The organism is Flavobacteriaceae bacterium HL-DH10, from assembly GCA_031826515.1.
Lineage (GTDB): Bacteria > Bacteroidota > Bacteroidia > Flavobacteriales > Flavobacteriaceae > Thalassobellus > Thalassobellus suaedae.
The window spans coordinates 2,249,736-2,274,627 of the sequence record CP134536.1 but is presented as its reverse complement, the minus strand read 5'-3'; the positions used below and the strand labels follow the sequence as shown (position 1 = coordinate 2,274,627).

The following is a 24,892-nucleotide window of genomic DNA, read 5'->3' as shown; positions in this document are numbered from 1 at the left end:
ATTATGGATATTAAAATTTTAACCTATTGTTTAGCTATATTATGCTTACTAAACTTTTCTTCTTGTAATTCTAACAAACAGCAAGAAAATACAGAAGAAGAAAAAGAACCTGCTTTTACAACAATTTATTTAATTGGCGATTCCACTATGACAGATTATACAATAGATTATGATATAGGTAAAGATTATATGAAAACCCGATATCCTAAAACAGGTTGGGGACAAGTATTTCAACCTTTTCTTTCTTCAGATAGTTTAAAGCAATTAACAAATCTCATTAAAACAGATAGTGCTCTAGTTGATGATAGAGCGAAAGGCGGGCGTAGTACCCGCACCTTTTTTCAAGAAGGTAGATGGCGTGCTGTGTTTGAGAATCTTAAAAAAGATGATATCGTCATCATGCAATTCGGACATAACGACGCTTCCAAAGACCAAACTGATCGCTATGTAAATATCGAGGGTTATAAAGAGTTTTTAAGGCTTTATGTTTCACAAACCAGAGAAAAAGGCGCCATTCCTATTATTTTAACACCTGTTGCGAGAAACTACCCTTGGAAAGACGGTGTTTTAAATGACGTGCATGGTGATTATGATAAAGCACCAAAAGATGTCGCTAAGGAATTACAAGTTATGCTTATAGATTTGAACAAGAAATCTAGAGACTTTTTTACTAAAAAAGGCCAACCTTTTGTGACTGAAAATTATTTTATGAATCTTCCTGCGAATAAATATGAAGCTTATCCTAAAGGTCAAAAAGACAACACTCATTTTCAGCCCAAAGGAGCTATAGAAATAGCACGACTTGTTTATGAAGGACTGCAAGAACTAAGTTCAGTAATTGAAAATTAAAACATACATTATGAAGCATTTTTTTAATATTTTTTGTTTGATTTTACTTTGTGGTAAAATTGCTTACGCACAAGAAAAGCCACAATTTCCGTCATATACTATTGAATTAACATATAAAAAGTTAAAAAAGGATTATCCCTTTATTACACCTATTACTCCATTAGTTTCAGATAAAATAAAGTATAAAGAGAACATTGTTTATAAAAAAACAAACACTTCAAAACTGAAATTAGATGTTTATGCCCCTAAAGAAAAGGGTAAAAAAACATATCCAGCAGTCCTTTTAATACATGGTGGCGGTTGGTTAGTTGGTAGCAAAGAAAATGAACGTGTTATGGCGCAGCATTTAGCTTTAAATGGTTACATAGGAGTGTCCGTTGCTTATAGATTAGGTTTTGAAGCACCATATCCTGCTGGTGTAAACGACTTAAAAGATGCCATAGTATGGTTACGAAAACACGCAAGAAAATACAACATTAACCCTGATAAAATTGCTGTTTTAGGTGCCTCAGCTGGAGCACAGTTAGCTGGTCTTTTGGCTGTAACACCAAACTCATCGTTATATGAACCAGATTCAAAAATTTCAGATGCTGTACAAGCGTATGTTAATATAGACGGTGTCGTATCCTTTATCCACCCTGAAGCTGCCGCAGAATCTAAAAGTGGTAAAGTATCCATGGCTGATATTTGGCTAAACGGCTCTAAAGAAGAAAACTGGAAAAATTGGAAAGAGGCTTCACCTCTGGAGTACGTAAATGAACATACACCACCTACCTTATTTATAAATAGTGCACAACCACGTTTTCATGCGGGACGAGATGATATGCTCACTATTTTAAATAATCATGGCATTTATAATGAAACACATACCATTCCAGAAACACCTCACTCCTTTTGGTTAATGCATCCTTGGTTTGAAACAACCCTGAGTTATACCGTTAATTTTTTAAACAAAGTATTGAAAGATGAAAAATAAAATTTCCTTTAACAATAATAAAAAAGCTTTTAGCTTCTTTTTGATATTTTTAATATCAACAACATTCATGTTTTCTCAAAACAAAAAAGTAAAAATTTATCTTGTAGGTGATTCTACCATGTGTTTATATGATGACAGTAGATTTCCTCAAGAAGGTTGGGGTATGCCTTTTGTTAATTTTTTTGATGACACTGTAGATATAGAAAATCACGCCAAAGGAGGTCGAAGTACTAAGTCCTTTATAGATGAGAATCGGTGGCAACCTATTTTAGATTCACTTCAAGTTGGAGATTATGTTTTAATTCAATTTGGACATAATGATGCTGCCAACTCTAAAAATCATCCTAACCGATACACCTCTCCCGAAGATTACAAAAAATATTTAGGCAAATACATTAATGAAGCTAAGGCAAAACAGGCTAATCCAATATTAATTTCTCCAGTAACACGTATGAAATTTGACAAAAAAGGAAAAGTCTTAGAATCGCATGCGCCCTATTTAAAAGCAGTTACAGAAGTAGCAAAAGAATACCAAGTGCCTTTTATAGATTTAGACACTAAAAGCCGTGAACTGCTTGAAAAATTAGGACCTACATTTTCAAGATATCTATATATGTACTTTGAACCAGGAGAATTACCACGTTACCCTAATGGTTATAAAGACAATACACATTTTAATGAATTTGGAGCAAGAAAAATGGCTGAATTAGTCTTACAAGGTATTATAGAACAAAACTTAGAATTGGCAAATCATGTTGTTAAGCCGTATTTTAAAAAATAAAACTTAAAAATTAAGCTTAATCATTATTAAAATTTGAGTACCTAAAAGATTTGTTGGTTAATTTCGCTATTATTTAATTTCTATAAAATAAGAACAATAAGATTACTGCTGTTAAATCACTATTCTCAATAGATCTTAAAAAAGCATAAGATCGTTTCATTTGTGTTTTTACAGTATTTATAGAAATTCCATAATTTTCGGCAATTTGAGAATAGCTTAATCCGTCTACAACATGTGAGATAAAAATATTTCTTCTAGATTCAGGAATTTGATTGACTAATTCTCTAATTTTAAATGTCTTCTTTTCTTCAGATTTATCAAACAAATCAAGTTCATCATATTCAGGAATTGATAATTTACTTTTATTTAAATCAATCCTTTTAAGCTTTTCTATATGTTGAAGGCTTAAATTTTTAACAGCTCTTGTTGCATAAGAATTAAACGATACAGTAATTTCTAGTTTTTTTTCCTTTTTCCATAAATAAATAAAAAAATCCTGAACAATATCCTTAGCCGCTTCTCTATCTTTTGTGATTTGAAAAGAAACTAAACATAAGAAGTTAAAATGATCTTTATACAACTTCTCGAATTTTATTAAATCATTTTGAAATATCATTTCTTAACAAGATGAAAATAGTTATATCTTAAATTTAACCTAGTGAATTATGCCAAATATAAAAAAAATTAAGAGTCATATTAAAAAAAACATAATTTTTGTCACCCTAAATTAACATTACAATAACCTAATAATAACACAACTTATATTTATGAATAAGAGTAAGACCATTTTAGAAATTCTTCAAGACATAGTCAAAACGGGTATTATCAACCCTGATAAAATAAAGGATTTAAGTATTGAAGAACAAGAATTGATTAACAACTTACACCAAGACGGACTCATAAATGATGCTTTAGAATTTTTAAATTCTCTTAAAGTTGATAACAGTTGGGAATTGCTTAAAAAGAAACTATCAATAAAAGAAAAACACAGCATACCATTATGGAAAAAAGCTTTTAAATATGCTGCCACAATCGTTGTTCTTTTAGGGTGTTCTTTTTTTCTTATCAACAAATTTAAGGTTAATAATAATGACCTTAAAATCTCATCTGATGCTATTGAACTAATATTAGAAAGCGGTGATAAAAAAATACTCTACACCAATGGCGAATCGAAAATAGTCAAGAATAATGGGGAAGTAATTGGATCTCAAAAAGGTAATATCATAAATTATGATTCAAAAACACCATCGAAAAAGTTAGTTTATAATGAGCTAAGGGTGCCTTATGGAAAAACATTTAATATCTTTTTATCTGACGGAACAAAAGTTTTTCTGAATGCCGGAACCACTCTAAAATATCCAGTAAATTTTATCAAAGGTAAAAACAGAGAAGTATTTCTAGAAGGTGAAGCCTATTTTGAAGTTAGTAAAGATGAGATGCACCCTTTTATTGTAAACGCAAACGAGATGAATATCAAAGTATTAGGCACTAAATTTAATGTATCATCCTATAATGATGATTCGGAAATAAACACCGTGTTGGTAGAAGGTTCCGTTAGTCTATCAAGCGATACCAAACCAAATGACGCATCGTTACTAAAACCTGGATATAAAGGAAGTTTGGATAAATCGCAATCTAAAATCTCCTTTAAAAAGGTTGATACCAGAATTTACACAGAGTGGATGCATGGTGATGTTATTTTTAGAAACTCAACTTTTAAAGAAATAACAAAAAAATTAGAACGTAATTATAATGTTATTATAGAAAATAAATATAATGAATTGAGCCTTAAAAGGTTTAATGCTAGCTTTAATAAGAATATTGAAACTATTGATGATATAATGACTTCAATAGGTGAGATACATCCTTTCACCTATACCCATATGGATAATAAAATAATAATTAACCAATAAAACGATATGCCAATGAATTAATAAAGTGAACAAAAAAAATTACTTAAAAACAGAAAATCGGAAAATAGTACCAGTATTTCCCGATTTATTAAGTGAATTAAACAATCCAATAAAAATTAATTATTTAATACTCAACTAAATTATGAAAAAACTAATTAAAGGAAGATGGTTATATCTATTTTTTCCTGAAATTTCACTAAAAATGAAACTAACAACACTTTTACTATTAGTGTCTTTACTTCAAATTAATGCTAGTACGTATTCTCAAAACACAAAAATTTCCTTAAATGTCATAAATGCTACAGTAGGTGAAATTTTTAATGAAATAGAATCTACAACAGAATTTAGATTTCTTTTTGAAAGCAATCAAATAGATTTAAATCGCATAGTTTCTCTAGATGTAGATAAAAAGAAAATATCCTATATTTTAGACTTACTTTTTAAAGAAACGCCTGTTGTTTATAACACCAATGATCGTCAAATTATTTTGACTATTGATAAATCAAAAACAATAGAAAACAGCAAAAAAAAGGATACAGATACTAGTAAAAAAGAGCAACAAGCTATCAAAATTAGTGGTACTGTTAAAGACAATAATAATGCACCATTACCCGGAGTAAACATCCTTGTTAAAGGTAGTTCTATTGGTACTCAAACTGATTTTGATGGTAATTATGAAATAGAAGTACAAGATGAAAACACCATATTAGTATTTTCTTTTTTAGGTTTTTTAACCCAAGAAATTACCGTTTCTAAAAGCTCTACCATTAATATTATTCTAAAAGAAGATGTTGCTAAGTTAAATGAAATTGTAGTTGTAGGTTATGGTTCTCAAAGACAAAAAGACTTAACAGGAGCTGTATCTTCAATGAAATCTGAAAATTTTAATAAAGGTCCACAACTAAGTGCACAACAGGCCATGCAAGGTAAAATGGCAGGGGTTGTAATTGCTCAAAATAGTGGTAAACCAGGTGGTTCTAACACTGTTAGAGTACGTGGAGGCACCTCAATAACAGGTGTTAACGATCCTTTATATGTTATTGATGGAGTTCCTATTTCTACAACTGCGGGTGTAAGTTCTGCAAATATTAGATCAAATGGAACCGATTTTTTTGATCAAGAACCTACCAATCCTTTAATGACCATTAATCCAAACGATATTGAATCAATTACCGTTTTAAAAGACGCCTCTTCAACAGCTATCTATGGATCTAGAGGAGCTAATGGAGTTATTGTAATTACTACAAAAAAAGGAAGTTCAGGTAATTTAAAAGTTACACTTGATGTCACAGGTGGTATTTCAACAGTTGCAAATAAATTAGATGTTTTAACTGCTGATGAATATAGAAAAGTAAACACAGATTTAGGGTTAACATTTTCTGATTTGGGTGGAAACACAAACTGGCAAGATCAGATTTATAGAACTGCACAAACACAAGATTATAATTTATCATTTTCTGGTGGATCTGGAAAATCAAATTATAGAGCATCTTTAGGTTATGGTAATCAAGAAGGTGTTTTAATAGGGTCTCAATTAGAAAGAAGTAATGCAAGAATTAATATAAACCATTCTGCCCTTGATGATAAGTTAACTTTTGATTTAAGACTTAACTATGGTAACACGTTTTCTAATAACTCACCAGTATCTAATACTGTAGGTAGTGAAGCAGGAACAAGTATCAACTACGAATCATATGTATTTAATCCTACATACCCTATCTTCGATGCTGATGGGAATTATAACCATGTACCACCTTATAGAGTTAACCCTGTTTCTTTTGCAAATGATGTTATAGATGAAGTTACTAATAATCGCTTTTTAGGTAATTTGTCTACCACATATAAAATTATAGATCCTTTAAGTATTAACATCAATTTAGGTTATACAAATCAAACTATAAATAGAAACTCTTACATAAACAAAACCAATCCATTAGGAGAAGGTATGGGTGGTTATGCAAGTGTTCAAAAATTACAAGATTATAGTAAATTATTAGAAACTATATTAAGGTTTAATAAAACATATGGTAAACATAGTATTGATGCACTTGCAGGTTATTCTTGGCAATATTTTGTTAATGAAGGCTTGCGCAATACGGCTTCAGGTTTTTTATCAGATGAATTTAAATGGTATAGTTTACAAGCAGCTAGTACAATAAGCAATGTATCTACTTTTAAAGGGAGTAATACATTAATTTCTATGTACGGTAGAGCAAATTATAACTTTGACGATAAAATACTAGCGACAGCAACTGTAAGAAGAGATGGTTCAAGCAGATTTGGATCTGGAAATCAGTGGGGTATATTTCCATCTGGTTCTTTAGCATGGAGAGTTTCAAATATGGATTTTTTCAAATCTAACACCATTTCAGATCTAAAAATTAGAATGAGTTATGGTGTAACAGGAAACCAAGAAATAGGAAATTTAAACTCGGTTACAACACTAGGTGCTACTAATGCAGGTTATATAGTAGGAGGACAAAGAGTTACTACTGTATTACCACAGCAATACGCCAATCCAGATTTAAAATGGGAACAAACATCTCAATTTAATATAGGTGTTGATTATACGATACTTGATAATAGAATTCGTGGAAGTATAGATTATTACAGAAAGAAAACAACCGACCTTTTACTACGCTTACCTGTTCCTTCACCTACAGCTGTTAGCACTCAGTTAGCAAATGTTGGTAGTGTTGAAAATAAAGGTATAGAACTAGAGATTTCTGCAGATATTATTGATAAAAATGATTTTACATGGACATCTTCATTTAATTACAGTAGAAATAGAAACAAAGTATTAAGTCTGTCAAACGATCAATACCAAGGAGACAATATACAAGTAGCACCATTACAAGGTCAAGGTTTATCAGGTATTTATGCTCAATTAATAAAACCAGGTTTAGCCGTAGGTACTTTTTATGGTAGAGAATTTATTGGTATTGAAAATGGAGAAGAAATAATTGACAATGAGGAAAAAGTAATTGGTTCTGCGCAGCCAGATTTTACTTTTGGTTTTAGTAACTCACTTACATACAAAAACGTATCATTAGGTTTTAATTTCAGAGGATCAATTGGTAATGATGTATTTAATTTAACAGGAAATAATCTTGGATATCTAAGTAATCTTCCTGGTAGAAATGTATTTAAAGAAGCCTTAACTAGTGGTGTTTTAAGAAGTCAGCCAAAACAATATTCATCTCGTTGGATAGAAGATGGATCTTTTGTGCGATTAGACAATGTTACTTTAGGTTATAACTTCGATCTTAAAACTACTTCTGCATTATCAAGTGCTAGAATTTTTATTACAGGTCAAAATTTATTATTGTTCACAAACTATTCTGGTTTAGACCCTGAGGTAAACTCAGATGTTTCAGGAACAGGTATAGCACCTCTTGGAGTCGATTATTTAGCTTATCCTAAAGCTAAAACTGTAAGTCTTGGACTAAACGTATCGTTTTAAGAATAACTTAATTTAAACAGAAATTATCATGAAATTATATAAAATAAAACTAATATTTACAATATCTATTTTAGCATTATGCTCGATTGGATGTACAAATCTAGATGAAGAATCATTTGGAAGTTTATCGCCAGATACCTATTATAATACAGAAGAAGAAGCACTGTCTTCAGTAGTTGGTGTTTATCAAGCATTATCTAGCGTATCTAGTATAGATCGTCCTTGGAGACTACAGGAATATGGAACGGATGAATTTGTTATTCCAGGAAGAGCAAGTGGTGGATGGTTTGATCAAGATGTGATAGATATTGTTACGCATACTACAACTCCTGTAAATGCTGATGTAAATCGTGCTTGGTACTCTCTTTTTCAAGAAATTGGTATAGCAAATGCTGTTTTAGAAAGCTTACAAGCTTCTCCAAATAGCGAAAACCTAAAAAGTTTAATAGCCGAAACTAGAGCTTTAAGGGCATATGGATACTTTTTTGCCATGGATCTTTGGGGTAATATTCCTCTTGTAACGGTAGCAAGAATAGATCCAAACAACTTACCTGCAACTAGACCAAGAGCAGAAGTATTTGAGTTTATTGAGAGTGAAATGCTAGCCGCAATTCAAGATTTACCTTCAATTACTGAGGTAGATAAAGCGAGTTACTATCCAAGATTTACTAAAGAAGCGATACAAGCTGCAATGGCTACCATGTATCTGAATGCCGAAGTGTATACAGGAACACCAAGATGGTCTGATGCTGTTTCTATGTGTAATGAAGTTATAAACACAAATGCATATGATTTAGAAGCTGATGTAGTTGATAACTTTAAATCTACTAATGAGGAAAATTCTATTGAATTGCTTTCATCATTTTCTATAGATCCAACTAAAAATGCAGGAAACAATCAATTTATATTGTATACAAACCATTCGCCAGACAAAGTAAAATATAATTTACCATTTACACCAGCAAATGGTTTTAGTACATTTCCAGAGGCACTTAATAGGTATGAAGATCAAGATAACCGTAAGCTGTTAATAGAATATGGTCCACAATATTACTTAGATGGTGTTACTCCTTTAACTTACCCAGATGGCACACAATTAGATATTATTCCTGTACAAGATTTAGTAAGTGCAGCAGATAACGAAGGCTATAAAGTACTTAAATACACACCAGTTGGAGCATCATTTGCTGGTTATAATGCTGATAATGATCTTGTTTTAATGCGTTATTCAGATATATTATTAACTAAAGCAGAAGCTTTATTTAGAGATAGTAATACAACTCCTAGTGTATCTTTAGGTTTGGTAAACAGAGTAAGAGAACGTAGTAATGCAACCCCTCTTAATAGTTTAACTATACAAGATATTGAAGATGAAAGAGCAAGAGAATTTTTATGGGAAGGTCATAGAAGAAGAGATATGATTCGTTTCGGAACATACTTTACAGGTACTTGGTCTTTTAAAACAACTACAACTGAAGCCTTTAGAGGTGTTTATCCAATTCCTGAAATACAAAGATCTGCAAATCCAAACTTGGATCAAAATCTAGGTTATGACAATTAGTATTTGAGTTAGTTTTTGAGTTAGTTAGTTTTTGAGTTAGTTAGTTTAAATATTACCCATGTATTCTATAAATCTATAAAATGCATGTGGTAATATTTTTTTTAATTATACCTTTCCATTTCTTTTTTATTAAATAATAATATTATTATGAAAAAACCAAAATACGTTATAATATTCATCTTCTTTTTAAGCTTATCAATTTCACAAATCCAAGCTCAAAACTCAAAAGTTGAAATCCCTAAAGACACATCCTTTAATATAATTTCAGATTATAAAAAGAATTTAAAATATTTTCCATTCATAACACCTGCAAAAGACACTTTACCTAATAATGTTACAGAAAACAGAAATGTTATCTATACTACATTAAAAAATACTCCTTTTGGAGATAGAGATTTACATTTAGATATTTTTTCTCCTAAAACCACAGGAAAACATCCAGCGTTAATTATGGTTCATGGTGGTGGATGGCGAGCTGGCGATAAATCTTTACAAATACCCATGGCACAAAAGCTTGCTTCAAGAGGTTATGTAACGGTTTGTGTAGAATATCAACTTTCATTAGAAGCAAAATATCCAGCAGCTGTTTACAATATAAAAAGCGCTATACGATGGATGAGAGCTAATGCAGAAAAGTATGGTATTGATAAAGATAAAATAGCCGTTTCTGGATGTTCTGCGGGAGGTCAATTAGCTATGCTTGTTGGTTTAACAAATGGTATTGATAATAAAGAAGGTAATTATGGTAACTTAGATCAAAGTAGTCATATACAAGCCATTATTGACATTGATGGTGTTGTAGACTTTATGGCTCCTTTATCGCTTAATTTAAATAGAAAACCTAACTCTCCAGACATAGAATGGCTTGGAGGTTCTTTTTATGAAAAACCAGAAATTTGGAAAGATGCATCTTCAATATTTTGGGCAAATGAAAATTCTCCACCAATTTTATTTTTAAACAGTGGATACCCAAGATTTCATGCTGGTCAAGATGAATTAATTGGCATGATGAAAGAATGGAAAATATATACTGAGGTCCATAAATTTGATAACAAGATCCATACCTTTTGGTTATATAACCCTTGGACTAATAAAGCCGTTAATTTTATAGATAATTTTTTAATAAAAGTTTTTAATTAGTAAATTATTTTAAATCATGAAAAAAACAGAAGTATTCAAATTCATCATATTCTTTATTTTTATTTCACAATCATTGTTTGCACAAACATCAAATCCAGAAAAATACAAATATCATTTTGTTGTTTCCAAAGATGGAAGCGGAGATTATAAATACATTCAAGATGCTATTGATGCTATGCGCGTTTTCCCTTTAGCTCCAATTACATTATATATAAAAAACGGGGTTTATACGGAAAAAATAGAAGTATCTATAAACAATACAGATGTTACTTTTATAGGCGAAAGTGTAGATAAGACAATTATTACTTTTAATGATTATTCTGGTAGAGGGAAAAACATAGGTACTTTTAATTCTCATACTGCTAAAATTTCAGGAAACCGTTTTAAAGCAGAAAACATAACTTTCGAAAATTCTGCTGGATCTGTGGGGCAGGCAGTAGCATTAAATGTTGATGCAGATAAAGCTATTTTTAAAAATTGCAAGTTTTTAGGCAATCAAGACACTATTTACCTTGGTGGTGAAAATTCAAGACAGCTTTTTGAAAATTGCTATATTGAAGGGACAACCGATTTTATTTTTGGTCCAGCAACGACCGTTTTTAAAGACTGCATAATACATTGTAAATCCAATTCATATATTACTGCACCCAATACACCTAAAGACAAAAAATTTGGTTTTGTTTTTATAGATTGTAAAGTAACAACTTCTAAAAATGTTACTAAACTATACTTAGGAAGACCGTGGCGTTATTGGGCAAAATCTGTTTTTATTCATTGTAAATTACCCGCTCAAATAACTCCAGAAGGCTGGCATAATTGGGGGAATCCTGAAAATGAAGAAACAGCTTTTTTTACTGAATATCAATGTACTGGTGAAGGCTTTAAACCTGAAGAAAGAATACCTTGGTCACATCAATTATCCAAGGAAGAAGCTAAAAAATATACTTTAGAAAATATCTTTGACATAAATACTCAATGGAAATTTTAATAAAAAGGATGCTTTATTAGCACCCTTTTTATTGACTAACTCAAATGATATATTAAATACCATTTTTATTTTTCCAATTAGTATAATCAGAACCTATTAATCTAGCAGGCCAGTCACCATACCAAGAATATCCATTTCTTCTTTCGTATGAGATCTCCGCAATCGTTTTTCTTGGACCACCCCCCTCGGTATCTGCAACTCTGCTACAGAAAAATGGCTCATTAGGCCCAAATGTGTTAAATAATGCCTCATATTTATGACCTGTGTAGTCACCTAAAGTGTAAAACCTTCCCCACATCACATTTCCTGGAGATGCTACCAATACTTTATCACCACCTATAGTTTGTAACGCATAATCAACTATTTTAACCGATTCAAACCAAGCTACAGCACTATTAACAGCATCAATCACTTCTGATGAAGGATTATCTAAAGACATTAATAACTCCACCACTTTTACCGATTCTGACCCACTATTAGAGGCTAATTCATAATCCCTTGCATCTACTGGTAATAAAGTTATAGCATCATGTTGAGCACACCACGCTGTTTTTACACCGTTAATTGTAACTTGAGTGTCCAAAATAACTTGAATACCTTTATCAAATGCAGTTTGCGCTGCAGCCACATAACTTTCGTCTATAAGATCTAAATTACTCCTTTTTAAGAAAATATCTCTCATTAAGTACATTACATCGCCCATGGCATTATCATTATAGGTTATATGACGACTATAGTTATTCCGTAACGGATAATACTGAGGCCAACCTCCGTTATCGTATTGCATTTCAAATAAGAAATCTATACCTCTTTCCGCTGCGGCCAAATATTCAGGATTATTAGTTGCTTTATATGCGCTTAACAAAACTCTTATTTCTCCGTGTGTATGACCATTATCAATTGTAGTATCTGTATTATTTTTAGTGCTATTCGCTGTTGATATCTCACCAGCAGTCTGCTCTCTCTCATACCCTGAAAAATTATTATAAGGTTCTTTTGGCCAACCTCCATTACTACGTTGCCATAATAACATGTTTTCTGCTTTTAAAATAGTCGCATATACTGGAGTTACTCCAGAAATATTCATTATGAACTGATTACTTGTTCCACTCCCATCAGTTGCAGTTGCAGTAATTGTAACTGTACCGTTATCTTTTGGAGTAAGGAGTCCTTCACTTGTAATATCAGCCATAAGAGGTTCAGATACGGTCCAAGTAACAATTTTGTTAGTGGCTTCGGCTGGCAATACTTCTACCGTTAATTGTTGAGGATTTCCATCGGTAATATCGTTACCAGAGATTATTATATTATTAACAAGTACAGGTGGTCCTGTTACTCCTGAAATTTGAAAAGTCTTCTCTACCGAAATTGCAGAGTCATCATTCGCTAACACAGTTACAGTTATTGTTCCGTTATCAATAGGTGTTAATAATCCTGTTGACGAAATTGTGGCTATTGTTTCATCTGAAACACTCCATGTTACAGATTTATTTGATGCATTATTTGGTAATATAACCAGTTGTAATTGTTTGGCTGTACCATCTTCAATATTACTACCATTAATTATAATACTTTTTATTAGAATTTTATTAGAAGATTCTTCTACAGGGCTATCGCTACTACAGCCTGTTAAAAAAATTAGACCAACAAATAGCAGTAAACATTTAAGTGTGTTCATAATAACTTATTTATAAAATTTATTTAGTTTAAAATATAATCGATTACTTTCTTTTTTAAATGTGGTGATCAATTATCGACTAAATACATTACAAGACAAATTACTATAACCCTTGTTTTTATAATACTTTTATACTTCCTATAAGTAACATGGATTTTAATATGAACTAAAAGACATTAAATTTCTTCATAAAAAAAACCAAGCACAAAGGCTTGGTTTCTTCAAAATATTTAAAATAAATATCATTTATAATGATACACCTCGTCTCCAAGGAATAAAATCATTTTGATTTAATAGCTTTGCTTTGGTTTGAATATCACCACTAGCAACTTTAATTATAAATTCTAACATCTCTTCCGCCATTTCATCAATGGTTTTCTCTCCACGAATAACAGCCCCAGTTTCAATATCTATAATATCAGACATTTTAAGTGCCATTTCTGTATTTGAAGACACTTTAATAATTGGTGCAATTGGATTTCCTGTTGGAGTTCCTAAACCTGTTGTAAACAATACAACATTAGCCCCAGAACCAACCAAACCAGTTGTACTTTCCACATCATTACCTGGTGTACATAATAAATTTAAACCTGGCTTAGTAATATACTCACCATAATCTAATACATCTTTAACAGGAGAAGTCCCACCTTTTTTAGCAGCACCAGCAGATTTCATGGCATCGGTAATTAGACCATCCTTAATGTTACCTGGTGAAGGATTCATGTCAAACCCTGAACCTGCATCAACAACAGACTTTTCGTAAGCTTTCATTAATTTTAAAAACTTTTCTCCATCAGCATCATCAACACATCTATTTACTAATTCTTGTTCAACACCACATAATTCTGGAAATTCAGCTAAAACAGCTGTACCGTCTAGAGCTACTAATAAATCTGATACTGCACCTAAAGTTGGATTTGCAGATATGCCAGAAAAACCGTCAGATCCACCACACTCTAAACCAACTTTAAGTTTTGACAATGGAGCTGGTTTACGTTCTGCTTTATTAGCTTCTGTTATGGCTTTAAAAGAATCTTTAACAATGGCAGACAACATCTCGTCTACCGTGCCCATTTGTTGTTGCTCGTATATTAAAACAGGTTTATTTAAATTAGGATTAATAGCTTTTAAGGCATCCTTAAAAATACTAATTTGAAGGTTTTGACAACCTAAACTCAATACAGTAGCACCTGCAACGTTAGGGTTATTTACATAACCAGCCAACAATTTTGCTAAACTTTCTGAATCTTGTCTGATACCACCACAACCACCTGGATGTGTAATAAATTTTACATCTATATTACCAAAAACATCTGCAGACTTATCGGCTACTTCAGTTTCTTCACTTCCACTCACAAGTGAGCGTAGCAACATTTGATGTGGGTTTACTTTATGTTTTAAAAGCTCTTTTTCAAAAATATCTTTTAAAATCTCAATATTTCTATTTTCACAAAAAACTAAAGGAAAAAATAACCAAACATTTTCGGTTCCTACTTGTCCATCTTCTCTGTGGTAACCATTAAAGGTTCTATCCTTCCATTTTTCAACATTAGGCGCTGTCCAAGTAAACGGTTCTGTTCTTCCAAAAACCTTTTCACTTTGATGCTTAACATTTTCTGTGGTTAAAACATCTCCCTTTTCGATAACCCCATTTGCAGAGCCTACAAGAACACCATACATAATAATTCTATCTCCAGATTCAAATTTTTGTAAAGCGATTTTATGCTTTGATTTTGTATCTGAAAGAATTTTTATGTCTTCTCCCTCAAAAGGAATAACATCCCCAGCTTTTAAATTTATTAAAGCAACGGCAACATTATCGGTTGCATTTACTTTTATGATTTTGTTTTGCATCTTAATAATTAATTTATAAACTAATACGTTTTACTATAATTAGCAAAACCTGCCTCAATTCCGTTAGTATCAATTTCTTTTAAAGCTAACGTTACAGCTTCAGATAAATTTTTAACTTTTGTTAAATCTTCACCCCAATATTCTTCATTGCTTAATACTGCATTTGCTATTTCTGAATAATCACTAGATTCCCAAATTTTAGCAAAATTAGCAACAATATCGTCACTATCTTGTACTGGTAAATCTTCACCATTAAAAGTGCCTTTATAAAAACGGATTAACGCAGCAAAAGCAAAAGTTAAATTTGTTGGTATTTTATTATTTACTTCTACATAACCTAACAAACTTGGTAATACACGTACTTTAAACTTTGAAACCGTATTTAAAGCAATACTCGATAAGTTATGAATAATAAATGGATTTCTAAAACGGTCGAAAATTTCATCAGCAAAACTATTTAACTCATCTCTATCCATATCCAATGTATCAATAATTTCATTGAATACAGCCTTTTGGATAAATGGTCCAGTAAATGAATCATCAACAGATTGCTTTACCGTTTTATTGCCGTAAAGTATAGAAAACGGAACCATTGCGGTATGTGCACCGTTTAAGATACGAACCTTTCTAGTTCTATACGGTTGCATATCATCAACAATCTTAACATCTAAATTTGTCTTATCAAATGGTAATTTTGCTTTTAAATCGTCTCCTCCTTCAATAACCCATAATAAGAAAGCTTCAGCAGCTACAATTAAATTATCTGAATAATCTAACTGAGCGTTATAAGCTTCAATTTCATCTTTTGGATATCCAGGAACAATTCTATCAACTAAAGTACTGTGAAAAGAGTTACTTTCTAACAACCAAGTTTTAAAATCATCACCTAAATTCCAATCTGAAATATACTTTAAAATAATATCTTTTAAGGTTTCAGAATTATGATTAATTAGCTCACAAGGAATAATTGTTAACCCTTTACTTGCATCACCATTAAAATGTTTAAATCTTTCATATAATAGCACTGTTAATTTTGCAGGGAATGAACTTGGTGGTTGCATGTCAGGAGTATCAGAACCAACATAAGCAATGCCAGCTTCTGTAGTATTAGAAATCATAAATTCTAATGATTCTTCTCTTGCTATGCTTAAATAATCTTTAAAATTAGCATAAGGATCTACGGCTTTTACAATGTTTGAAATCAATTCAATATCTTGAATCTCTTCACCTTTCTTAACACCTTTCATAAACAAAGTGTATAACCCATCCTGATCATTCAGCATCTTAACCAGACCTCTATCAATAGGTTGTACAACAGCTATTCCTGCATTAAAATCTGCAGCCTTATTTAATTCTTGAAACGCATAACCTATAAAGGCTCTTAAAAAGTTACCTTCTCCGAATTGCACAATTTTGATTGGAAGCTTCTCTTCTAATCCAACATTTACTCTGTTTAATTTTTTCATTATTTTTTACTATAATTAAAAAATTAAATTAATCTAAAAAAAGTATAAGATTAATTTAATTCTTTATCATTTTTAATTTATAAAACCTTCTTTCTATTCTTTAACTGGATTTAAATTCTCATCTAAAGGTGTCATTTTTGGCATTAATAAATGTACCAACCCAAGTATAATAAGATAGCATGAACCTGCAATAGTGAACGCCCAAAAATACCCTGAATTACCAGCTGTATCTAGTACAGAACCTAAAGCCTTATCGGCAAGAATACCAGCTACTGCACCAACCATACCTCCGATACCAACAACCGAAGCGGTTGCTTTTTTAGGAAATACATCTGATACTAATGTGAAAATATTCGCAGACCAAGCTTGATGTCCTGCTGCTGCAATACCAATAAGTATAATAGCTACCCATTTATTTTCTGTAACTGCTACAAAACATACAGGTAAAATAATTAAAGCACAAATTAGTAATGTTACTTTTCTGGCTTTATTTATAGCCCATCCTTTTTTAATGAAAGCTCCAGAAAGATATCCTCCTAAAATACTACCACCATCGGCTAAAATATAAATTACAAAGAATGGAAGTGCAATGTTATGAATATCTACTTGGAAAGTATCTGCTAAAAATTTAGCTCCCCAGAAAAGATAGAACCACCATACAGCATCGGTTACTTTAGCTAAAGCAAAAGCCCAAGTTTGGCGTTTATCAAGTACACTTTTCCATGGTAATTTTTCTTCATTCTCTGCTTCAGAATCACTTTGAATATAATCCAACTCTTCTTTTGAAACTTTAGGATGTACTTCTGGTTTTTTATACATACGGAACCATAAGAATACCCAAAGAGCACTTAATGCCCCTGTTATTAAAAACGGAATTTGCCAGTTAGTACCATCTTCTTCTACAATCCAAGCAACCACAAACGGCGCTGCTATAGCACCTATACTAGTTGCCGCATTAAATAATCCGGTGGCATAAGCACGGTCTTTTTTAGGAAACCACTCTGCTGTTGTTTTTATAGCAGCTGGAAAGTTCCCAGACTCACCAAAACCTAAACCAAATCTGGCAGCAGCAAAACCAATAACACTAAAACCTGGGCGAACCAAAGCGTGCATCATTCCAAAAACACTCCAAATAGCAATTGACAATGTATATCCTTTTTTAGTACCTAAACGATCTATCAAACCTCCCATTGAAAGCATCCCTAGAGCATAAGCCACCTTAAATGATATCATGATATTTGCATAATCGTTATTAGACCATCCAAACATTTTTTCTAAAGTTGGTGCCAATACTCCAATGATACTTCTATCAAAATAGTTAATGGTTGTAGCAAACATTAAAAGTGCTAAAATCCTGTACCGATAGTTTCCTATCTTTTTAGTTTCATTCATAATTTTCTAGTTTATTGGTTTTAAATATACACTTATACTTTGTGTATATAAAATTTAAGTTGCAAAGCTTTTATTTAAATTTTAAAATATTCTTTGGCGTTATTATAACTAATATCAGAAACCATTTTACCAATCCACTCCATATCGTTTGGTAATTCACCTCTTTTTATTTCATCTCCTAAAAGATTACAAAGAATACGTCTGAAATACTCGTGCCTTGGGAATGATAAGAAGCTTCTTGAATCTGTTAACATACCAATAAAACAGCTAATTAAACCCATATTTGAAAGTGCGTTTAATTGTTTTATCATACCATCTTTTTGATCTAAGAACCACCAACCAGAACCAAACTGTACTTTCCCTTTCACACTACCGTCGTTAAAATTACCAATCATGGTAGCCATGACTTCATTATCGGCAGGGTTTAAGTTATAAATAATTGTTCTCGTTAACTTATCTTTAGAATCCAAAGCATTTAAAAATGCAGATAATTTTTGAGCTTGCGGATAATCGCCAATAGAATCCCAACCTGTATCTGGACCTAAAATACGGTGCATACGTGCGTTGTTATTTCTTAAAGCTCCTAAATGGAATTGTTGCACCCAACCATATTCATGATAGGTTTCTGCTAAAAATATTAAAATAGCACTTTGGAATTTTAAAGCTTCTTCTGAAGAAATAGCTTGATTTTCTCTTTTCTTTTTGAAAATCGCTTTTATTTCACTTTCTGTATATGTCTCAAAATAAATTTGATCTAAACCATGATCGCAAACGCTACATCCGTTTTTATCGAAAAAGTCAATTCTATTTTTAAGAGCATCACATAAATCGTCGTAAGTATTTATAGCTACACCAGCAGCATTTGCTAATGAATCAACATAATCATTATAGCCATCATTAGAAATTAAAATAGCCTTATCTGGTCTAAATGAAGTACCTACTTTTATATCTAAGTTATTTTTTATTATTTGTTGGTGATATTCTAAAGTATCCGTAGGATCTTCGGTAGTACATACATACTCTGCATTAACTTTGCGAAGTAAATTTTGAGTACTATATTCTTTAGTGTTTACTTTTGCTGAAACTTCTTCATAAATTTTCTCAGCAGATTTTTCGTTTAATAAATCATATACATCAAAATAACGAGCCAACTCTAAATGTGTCCAATGATACAAAGGATTACGCATGGTATAAGGCACTGTTTTAGCCCAATTTAAAAACTTATCTTTATCGGCAGCATCACCTGTAATAAAGTTTTCATTTATACCTAATGTACGCATAGCACGCCATTTATAATGATCACCGTTTATCCAAACCTGAGTGATGTTATCAAAAACTTTATCTTCTGCTATTAGTTGTGGTGATAAGTGATTGTGATAGTCTATGATTGGCTGATTTTTAGAGTAATTATGATATAACTCTTCAGCATATTTATTTTCTAAAAGAAAATTGTCGTTAATAAATTTTTTGCTCATAATAAGCTTATTATATTTTAAATTATTTTCGTGATTTTTATCTAAAATACTAGGTGGAAATTATAAATTGTAATCGATTACGCAAAGGTATATAAAATATTAAAAAAATCATCCAATTATATTTTAAAATTTACCAATTTTTCAAATACTAAATTCCTTTTAAACTTTGTAAATATATATAATATATAACCATAGACAAAAAGATACTAAAAAAAGGCGATATGAAATTCATATCCCCCTTTTAAAAGTTATTACTGTATCCTATTTTATTACAATAATAATTTAACAGATTTTTGTCCTTCTAAAGTTTTAACTGTAGCTATATACACACCTTGCTTAAGACTAAAATGGTGGCTTCGTTAACTTTTTAAGACTCAACTAGAACTCCTGTAATACTATATATATTTACTTCTGTTGAAGATTTTACATTAGATATATAAACTCTATTATTAACCTTTTTTTACATTTGTTGAAACAATTTCTTTTTCATCAAGACCTATTACTAAATAGGTGGCTCTAGATCCAGTTACTGCAATTTTATATAAATTAAAAGAGTTTGAATCATATAAATATATATATATTTCCAACAGTACCTGTATAATTTGCTACAATAGCATCAAAAGAATTAATAACAGTAGTCCCATCAGAAATATAAAAAGTAAGATCAGCACCACTACCTGATCTAAACCAAAACTTTACACTAACGGGGGGGGGGTGGTAACAGGAAAATACAAATAGCTAAAACAAGGAATTGCATCAACAGGGAAAGAACCACCCTAAATTTGAAACGGTTAACAGCCATTTATTTATCAGCAGTACCAGCACCCCAAGTTTTACCTCCAAAATTTTGAATTTGATCAAACTTATCTCCAGAGCTATCTTCTACTAGAAATAATTTATCTTTCTCTAAAGTCGCATCTTCTACAGCATTAAAAAGCAACTACTGACTATAAAACAATTTGTTCTGAACTTGTATAAGATGGGGCTCATTTAAAAAGATATTCTTAAAAAAAAACATCTTTAACAAGTATATAGCAAAGTCAATTTTAATAAACTTTGGTTTTATTTAAAATAATTATACTTATGAATAAAAAAATGAAATTATTATTTTCTAATCTAATCGAATTTAACTCCATGAGAGCAACGTAAGCTTTTTTTTATAGACCTAAAAATTATCGCCAAAATACATTTACTAGAAAAAAAACATGCTTTTTTCGTCTATTTTATAGGAAAAAACCGATAGTTTTAAGTATATTAGACTCACTATGAGAAGCGAATTTGCCATATCTATCATAATTAGCTTGGTGTTTTTATCATTGGGATTTCTGCTTTTGCATTACGGACAAATAAATTACGGTATCTCCTTTTTTGTATTTTTACCTTTTATAATAGGTTATATTTCTGGGAATTCCACCATCCAAACCATAAGTATTTGGGGGCACTTAATTTCACTAAGTATCTTTTTTGTTTTGTTATATTTTGGTGGTCTAGAAGGTATGGTTTGTATCCTCATGGCCATACCCTTAATTGTTTTGGCTATAGCCTTTGGGATCGTTATCAAGTATATTATTAAAACCTTTTTTAGACCTTACACAGAAAAACAAAATACGATTAAGAGTACTATCATTCCCTTTTTAATCTTTCTGGTCTTTGGCTTTGCTGAAGAGCAATTAACAAAAAACGATTCTTATGTGATTGATGTGACTTCTGAAATTATACTCCCTTATTCCCCTATGGAGGTCTATGACCATATTAAATCGGTTGACACCCTAGATGCCGAAAAACCCTTTTTAATGCGATTGGATTTACCCATCCCCCAAAAATGTGTATTGGTAGCAGAGAAAGTAGGTGCCTTAAGGACTTGTTATTTTAAAGGAGGCAAAATTGTTGAACGTATTACCGAACTTAAAAAGGGTGAAATTTTAAAAATGGATATTATTGATTACCAACTTAATGGAAAAAAGTGGTTGGGATTTAAAGAGGCCTCATATATCTTTGAAGATATAGGCGTTGGATATTGTAAACTCATCCGATCTACCACCTACACTTCTGAACTATACCCGCGATTTTACTGGAGAACCTTAGAAAAGATCGGTATTCAACAACAACACGAATATGTTTTTAAAAATTTGAACAAAGATTTAGAGCGAATGGAACTTTAAAAGTCATTCTTATCATCCTTTAAACTTCCTTTCATGCATTTCTTTTTCCTCAAACTTATTTGGGAAGAAGTACACAATAATCCAAAAGAATGCTTCAAAAATAAATCACATCTGTCATTTGAGGTTGCAGTTATACAATATATAAAATAGATCATTATTTTTTTTATTGATTATAATTACTAGCAATCCACTAAGAATATATACCTATATTAGAAAAAATATATTAACTATTAATGCCTATATATATTATTTGATACACCCAATAACATCAAGATAATAAACCTTCAAAAAGTTAATTCAGCCTTATGTATACCAATAATAATTTCATTTTTATTGGTTTCTGTAAACAGAAAAAAACTGGCAGTTTAATTCTTCTAATGATTTAAAATTAATTAAGTAGCTTCCTAGAAGCTATTGAAAAAACTTTATAGAAACTATAACTATATTTTTATATAAATACGTTTTCTATCAAGCCACCACCCTAAAATCCAACACAATAACATAAATACTATAGCTGTAATTAAAGCTCCAAACGATCCTGGAAAAACATTTTGAAAAATATTTTCACTTATCCATTCAAAGAGATTCATACTAGAACTTATATTAATCTGACATAAAACGACATAAAACAACTCAGAAAACAAATAAATAAACAAAGGGTTTTTTCCAAACACATTAAAAAACTTAACCCCTAACTTTATGTTTTTAAATTCAATACCATAAATTAAAATTGCCATTATAGACAAGTCTAACCCTATTGTGTATAGTGAAAATGAGCTTGTCCAAAGTTTTTTTGAAATTGGAAATACCAAGTCCCACCAAAGAGCCAATGAAACTAGGAGGAATCCAGCTATAAGCAGTTTAGAAATTCCTTCATAAGTCTTACCTTTTTGTTGAACAAAAACCCCTGCTATATATCCAGCCAGTACATTTACGATTGATGGTAACGTACTTAAAATTCCTTCAGGATCAAACGGAATACTATCTTTTTTATAAATATGACCATCTCCTAATATATTCAAATCTAATTTTGTTATCGCATTTGTTGCCATATCTAAAACACCTTCAGAATCTCCAAATAAATATAAAACAAGCCAATAAGCTAATAGAATAACACCTGATAAAATTAAAGCAACCCTTTGTGATAGATAATATAAAATGATAGAAGCAAAAAAATAACATAAAGCAATACGCTGCAATACACCCATAATACGGGTTTCGCTTATTGGTTTCAATTCCCACATGCCATTGGTATGTTGAAAAAATGGAAACCAATACATTAAATACCCAATTAAAAATATAAGACATGTGCGTTTTAATATTTTTTTCCAAACAAAACTTGGAGAGGCAGATTTTAGCTTTTCCATTGAAAAACTCATAGCATTACCCATAGCAAAAAGAAATGAAGGGAATACCAAATCGGCTAGTGTAAATCCAAACCAATTGGCATGTACTAAATAAGGATATAAATTAGCCCCTGTACCAGGTGTATTAACAACAATCATTAAACAGATGGTTAACCCTCTAAATACATCCAAAGATAAAAAGCGAGTAGAAGCTTTAGAAATCATTTCTTTCATCTAATATTATAATTTAATTATTTCCCAATAGCACATAAATAAAAATCGTAATAACACAAAGTAACATTGCCATTGGCTTAGTATATTTCCATGATTTCATATCTACTATATGTAAATCTTCTTGTTTAAATTCTGAGTTTGGTGGATAAAAATGAGAAACGCCGAACATGACAGCTAAATTCAACACAAACTCAATACCCCATATATGTACAAAGTGAATATTTACATTAAAAATAAATGTTGTTAATATATAAAATGCAAGGCCTACAAAAAGCGCTACTTTTGCTCCCATAGCCGATATTTTTTTCAGAAAAAAGCCGGCTAACATAATAGAAGCTATGGGTATAAAAAAGATGCCATTTAATTGTTGTAATAATTGATACAAACCATCTGGCGCATCGGCAACCATAGGAGCTGCTAAGATTCCGAAAACAGCTAAAATGGTAGAGGTTAATCTTCCAATTCTAACTAATTTTTTATCACTACATGTTTTGTCTAAATGCCTTTTATAAATATCTATACTAAAAATAGTTGCAGCACTATTAAGGACACTATTAAAAGTACTCAAAACGGCTCCTAACACAATAGCTGCAAAAACACCCACTAAGCCAACAGGTAATACTTTCTTTATTAACTCAGGGTAAATCATATCTTGATTTTCGTAAAGTGAATCACCAAAATAATAAAACCCAATAACCCCAGGTAAAATAATAATGATTGGAACTAATATTTTTAAAACCCCAGTAAAGAGTAATCCTTTTTGCGCCTCGACTAAATTTTTAGCACCAAATGCACGCTGAATAATAGTTTGATTCATACACCAAAAATAAAGTTGATTTATAATCAACCCCGTGAAAAGAACTTCAAAAGGTAAAACAGAATCTTTTGCTCCTATTACATTAAATTTTTCTGGACTATTTAAATACACTTTACTTAAACCATCCAAAGGATTTCCATCTCCAATACTTATTAGCGCCAATAAAGGGATAAGAAGCCCCCCAATTAAAAGGCCGTAACCATTTATAGTGTCTGATACGGCAACAGCTTTTAATCCTCCAAAAATGGCATAAATAGACCCTAATATTCCAATTAATATTACTGTTATCCATAAACCCTGATCTTTAGAAACTTCAAATACTTCTGAAACATTAAATATACTTTCAATATTAATGGCGCCTGTGTAAAGTACTATTGGTATTAGAGTTACAATAAATGAAATCATTAAAAATAATGCCACTAAAGTTCGGGTTGTGCTATCAAATCTTTTTTCTAAATATTGAGGAATTGTAGTAAGCCCCATTTTTAGATATTTAGGAATAAAATAAATAGCTGCAGCTACTAACGCTAAAGCCGAAGTTACTTCCCATGCAATAATAATGAAACCATTTTTATAAGATGATCCATTCATACCTATTAGGTGTTCTGTCGAAATATTAGTAAGTAACATGGACCCCGCAATAACCACACCTGTCAAGCTTCTTCCTCCAAGAAAATATCCGTCTTTTGAACTTAACTTTTCCTTTCTTAGCTTATACCAAGAATAGAAGGCAACAAAAGCCGTAAAGGCAACAAAAGTAATAACTGTATACATGGTTAGTTGGTTTAATTTATAAT

Annotated in this window: 19 protein-coding genes; 9 read left to right on the top strand and 10 right to left on the bottom strand. The window is 31.2% G+C overall.

Annotation, left to right across the window (positions count from 1 at the left end):
• The first annotated feature begins 3 nt into the window (after nt 1–3).
• Genes RHP49_09720 through RHP49_09710 form a run of 3 tightly spaced genes read left to right on the top strand, consistent with a single transcriptional unit; the run spans nt 4 to nt 2,606 of the window.
• Nucleotides 4–849: a rhamnogalacturonan acetylesterase gene (locus RHP49_09720; GenBank protein WNH11199.1), complete on the top strand. Its 846-nt coding sequence runs from the start codon at nt 4–6 to the stop codon at nt 847–849.
• A 10-nt stretch (nt 850–859) separates the two neighbouring features.
• Nucleotides 860–1,825 carry an alpha/beta hydrolase gene (locus RHP49_09715; GenBank protein ID WNH11198.1) on the top strand — a complete coding sequence of 322 codons (966 nt, stop codon included), beginning with the start codon at nt 860–862 and terminating at the stop codon, nt 1,823–1,825.
• Nucleotides 1,815–2,606 carry a rhamnogalacturonan acetylesterase gene (locus tag RHP49_09710; protein WNH11197.1) on the top strand — a complete coding sequence of 264 codons (792 nt, stop codon included), beginning with the start codon at nt 1,815–1,817 and terminating at the stop codon, nt 2,604–2,606. The genes RHP49_09715 and RHP49_09710 overlap by 11 nt, the downstream gene beginning before the upstream one ends.
• 73 nt (nt 2,607–2,679) lie before the next feature.
• Here the strand turns inward: RHP49_09710 and RHP49_09705 are convergent, their stop codons facing one another.
• Nucleotides 2,680–3,186, bottom strand: a complete 507-nt coding sequence (locus RHP49_09705) for a sigma-70 family RNA polymerase sigma factor (protein ID WNH11196.1) — start codon at nt 3,184–3,186, stop codon at nt 2,680–2,682.
• Between the two features lie 187 nt (nt 3,187–3,373).
• Here RHP49_09705 and RHP49_09700 point away from each other — a divergent pair, with 187 nt between their 5' ends.
• The 5 genes from RHP49_09700 (at nt 3,374) to RHP49_09680 (ending at nt 11,671) form a co-directional block, all read left to right on the top strand.
• Nucleotides 3,374–4,519, top strand: a complete 1,146-nt coding sequence (locus RHP49_09700; protein WNH11195.1) for a FecR domain-containing protein — start codon at nt 3,374–3,376, stop codon at nt 4,517–4,519.
• 142 nt (nt 4,520–4,661) lie between these two features.
• Entirely contained in the window at nt 4,662–7,982 is a 3,321-nt protein-coding gene (locus RHP49_09695; GenBank protein ID WNH11194.1) for a TonB-dependent receptor, read from the top strand.
• Nucleotides 7,983–8,010: 28 nt separating this feature from the next.
• Nucleotides 8,011–9,543, top strand: a complete 1,533-nt coding sequence (locus tag RHP49_09690) for a RagB/SusD family nutrient uptake outer membrane protein (protein WNH11193.1) — start codon at nt 8,011–8,013, stop codon at nt 9,541–9,543.
• 147 nt (nt 9,544–9,690) lie between these two features.
• Nucleotides 9,691–10,683 carry an alpha/beta hydrolase gene (locus tag RHP49_09685; GenBank protein ID WNH11192.1) on the top strand — a complete coding sequence of 331 codons (993 nt, stop codon included), beginning with the start codon at nt 9,691–9,693 and terminating at the stop codon, nt 10,681–10,683.
• A 16-nt stretch (nt 10,684–10,699) separates the two neighbouring features.
• A complete protein-coding gene (locus RHP49_09680) occupies nt 10,700–11,671 on the top strand; it encodes a pectinesterase family protein (GenBank protein ID WNH11191.1) in 972 nt (323 codons plus the stop codon).
• A gap of 52 nt (nt 11,672–11,723) precedes the next feature.
• On the opposite strand, the gene pelA is transcribed toward RHP49_09680, so the two are convergent.
• The 7 genes from pelA to RHP49_09645 all read right to left on the bottom strand — a co-directional run bounded on the left by pelA (nt 11,724) and on the right by RHP49_09645 (nt 20,476).
• Nucleotides 11,724–13,349 carry a pectate lyase gene (gene pelA / locus RHP49_09675; GenBank protein ID WNH11190.1) on the bottom strand — a complete coding sequence of 542 codons (1,626 nt, stop codon included), beginning with the start codon at nt 13,347–13,349 and terminating at the stop codon, nt 11,724–11,726.
• 246 nt (nt 13,350–13,595) lie between these two features.
• Nucleotides 13,596–15,203, bottom strand: a complete 1,608-nt coding sequence (locus tag RHP49_09670; protein WNH11189.1) for an altronate dehydratase family protein — start codon at nt 15,201–15,203, stop codon at nt 13,596–13,598.
• A 20-nt stretch (nt 15,204–15,223) separates the two neighbouring features.
• Entirely contained in the window at nt 15,224–16,669 is a 1,446-nt protein-coding gene (locus RHP49_09665) for a tagaturonate reductase (GenBank protein ID WNH11188.1), read from the bottom strand.
• A gap of 93 nt (nt 16,670–16,762) precedes the next feature.
• Nucleotides 16,763–18,061 carry an MFS transporter gene (locus RHP49_09660; GenBank protein ID WNH11187.1) on the bottom strand — a complete coding sequence of 433 codons (1,299 nt, stop codon included), beginning with the start codon at nt 18,059–18,061 and terminating at the stop codon, nt 16,763–16,765.
• A 74-nt stretch (nt 18,062–18,135) separates the two neighbouring features.
• Nucleotides 18,136–19,536 (bottom strand): glucuronate isomerase, encoded by a 1,401-nt coding sequence (gene uxaC, locus RHP49_09655; GenBank protein ID WNH11186.1) that lies wholly within the window; start codon nt 19,534–19,536, stop codon nt 18,136–18,138.
• Nucleotides 19,537–19,985: 449 nt separating this feature from the next.
• A complete protein-coding gene (locus RHP49_09650; protein ID WNH11185.1) occupies nt 19,986–20,123 on the bottom strand; it encodes a hypothetical protein in 138 nt (45 codons plus the stop codon).
• A 215-nt stretch (nt 20,124–20,338) separates the two neighbouring features.
• Nucleotides 20,339–20,476 (bottom strand): hypothetical protein, encoded by a 138-nt coding sequence (locus RHP49_09645; protein ID WNH11184.1) that lies wholly within the window; start codon nt 20,474–20,476, stop codon nt 20,339–20,341.
• A gap of 325 nt (nt 20,477–20,801) precedes the next feature.
• Here RHP49_09645 and RHP49_09640 point away from each other — a divergent pair, with 325 nt between their 5' ends.
• Nucleotides 20,802–21,698 carry a hypothetical protein gene (locus RHP49_09640; GenBank protein WNH11183.1) on the top strand — a complete coding sequence of 299 codons (897 nt, stop codon included), beginning with the start codon at nt 20,802–20,804 and terminating at the stop codon, nt 21,696–21,698.
• A gap of 440 nt (nt 21,699–22,138) precedes the next feature.
• Here the strand turns inward: RHP49_09640 and RHP49_09635 are convergent, their stop codons facing one another.
• Both RHP49_09635 and RHP49_09630 read right to left on the bottom strand, forming a co-directional pair.
• Nucleotides 22,139–23,278, bottom strand: a complete 1,140-nt coding sequence (locus tag RHP49_09635; protein WNH11182.1) for a heparan-alpha-glucosaminide N-acetyltransferase domain-containing protein — start codon at nt 23,276–23,278, stop codon at nt 22,139–22,141.
• Nucleotides 23,279–23,291: 13 nt separating this feature from the next.
• The gene (locus tag RHP49_09630; protein ID WNH11181.1) at nt 23,292–24,869 is read right to left on the bottom strand and encodes a solute:sodium symporter family transporter; all 1,578 of its coding nucleotides are present in this window, start codon (nt 24,867–24,869) and stop codon (nt 23,292–23,294) included.
• Nucleotides 24,870–24,892: the final 23 nt, after the last annotated feature.

What these genes read in the sequence shown, in the direction of transcription:
- RHP49_09715 (WNH11198.1), top strand. Translation starts at nt 860, where the DNA reads ATGAAGCATTTTTTTAATATTTTTTGTTTGATTTTACTTTGTGGTAAA.
- RHP49_09665 (WNH11188.1), bottom strand. Translation starts at nt 16,669, where the DNA reads ATGAAAAAATTAAACAGAGTAAATGTTGGATTAGAAGAGAAGCTTCCA.
- RHP49_09690 (WNH11193.1), top strand. Translation starts at nt 8,011, where the DNA reads ATGAAATTATATAAAATAAAACTAATATTTACAATATCTATTTTAGCA.
- RHP49_09635 (WNH11182.1), bottom strand. Translation starts at nt 23,278, where the DNA reads ATGAAAGAAATGATTTCTAAAGCTTCTACTCGCTTTTTATCTTTGGAT.
- RHP49_09630 (WNH11181.1), bottom strand. Translation starts at nt 24,869, where the DNA reads ATGTATACAGTTATTACTTTTGTTGCCTTTACGGCTTTTGTTGCCTTC.
- RHP49_09640 (WNH11183.1), top strand. Translation starts at nt 20,802, where the DNA reads ATGAGAAGCGAATTTGCCATATCTATCATAATTAGCTTGGTGTTTTTA.
- RHP49_09720 (WNH11199.1), top strand. Translation starts at nt 4, where the DNA reads ATGGATATTAAAATTTTAACCTATTGTTTAGCTATATTATGCTTACTA.
- RHP49_09680 (WNH11191.1), top strand. Translation starts at nt 10,700, where the DNA reads ATGAAAAAAACAGAAGTATTCAAATTCATCATATTCTTTATTTTTATT.
- RHP49_09670 (WNH11189.1), bottom strand. Translation starts at nt 15,203, where the DNA reads ATGCAAAACAAAATCATAAAAGTAAATGCAACCGATAATGTTGCCGTT.
- uxaC (WNH11186.1), bottom strand. Translation starts at nt 19,536, where the DNA reads ATGAGCAAAAAATTTATTAACGACAATTTTCTTTTAGAAAATAAATAT.
- RHP49_09710 (WNH11197.1), top strand. Translation starts at nt 1,815, where the DNA reads ATGAAAAATAAAATTTCCTTTAACAATAATAAAAAAGCTTTTAGCTTC.
- pelA (WNH11190.1), bottom strand. Translation starts at nt 13,349, where the DNA reads ATGAACACACTTAAATGTTTACTGCTATTTGTTGGTCTAATTTTTTTA.
- RHP49_09700 (WNH11195.1), top strand. Translation starts at nt 3,374, where the DNA reads ATGAATAAGAGTAAGACCATTTTAGAAATTCTTCAAGACATAGTCAAA.
- RHP49_09685 (WNH11192.1), top strand. Translation starts at nt 9,691, where the DNA reads ATGAAAAAACCAAAATACGTTATAATATTCATCTTCTTTTTAAGCTTA.
- RHP49_09660 (WNH11187.1), bottom strand. Translation starts at nt 18,061, where the DNA reads ATGAATGAAACTAAAAAGATAGGAAACTATCGGTACAGGATTTTAGCA.
- RHP49_09695 (WNH11194.1), top strand. Translation starts at nt 4,662, where the DNA reads ATGAAAAAACTAATTAAAGGAAGATGGTTATATCTATTTTTTCCTGAA.